Origin of the sequence: Streptomyces laurentii (genome assembly GCF_040635425.1) — a bacterium.
Lineage (GTDB): Bacteria > Actinomycetota > Actinomycetes > Streptomycetales > Streptomycetaceae > Streptomyces > Streptomyces laurentii.
In genome coordinates this window covers 1-511 of sequence record NZ_JBEYHT010000053.1, presented here as the reverse complement: position 1 = coordinate 511, position 511 = coordinate 1, and the positions used below count along the sequence as shown (strand labels likewise).

General features: G+C 67.7%; 1 rRNA gene and 1 pseudogene. Both read right to left on the bottom strand.

Annotated features, from left to right (window positions below):
• A pseudogene (locus ABZ693_RS27240) lies at nt 1-281 on the bottom strand (tetratricopeptide repeat protein); the annotation flags it as partial.
• A 137-nt stretch (nt 282-418) separates the two neighbouring features.
• Nucleotides 419-511, bottom strand: a 5S ribosomal RNA gene (gene rrf, locus ABZ693_RS27235); the annotation flags it as partial.

Below are 511 nucleotides of genomic sequence, written 5' to 3'. Positions count from 1 at the left end.
CCACGGTTGTCGTCACGACGGAACGGCGGGCGCTCGTCACGGCGCTCACCGCGACGGTCGTCCCTGCGGTCGTCACGACGGTCGTCGCGGCGGAAACCGCCCCGGTCGTCCTGACGGTCATCACGACGGAACGACGGACGGTCGTCGCGGCCGCGGTAACCGCCGCGGCTGTCGCCGCCACGGTTGTCGTCACGGCGCGGACCACGGAAGCCGCCCCGCTCGCCGCCGTCCCGGCTGCGCGGGTCGCGCTCCGGACGGTGGTCGGGAGAGTTGGTGGACATCGACGTGACTCCTGTCTTCGGGTACTGCAGTCATTCTCGCGCAGCCGGCGCACCGGCGCGCGTTTCAAGAAATTCGAGAAAAACAAAAGGACCCCTGGTCCCAGCGTGAACGCTGGGACCAGGGGTCCTGAAAGATTGTTCGGCGGTGTCCTACTCTCCCACAGGGTCCCCCCTGCAGTACCATCGGCGCTGAAAGGCTTAGCTTCCGGGTTCGGAATGTAACCGGGCGT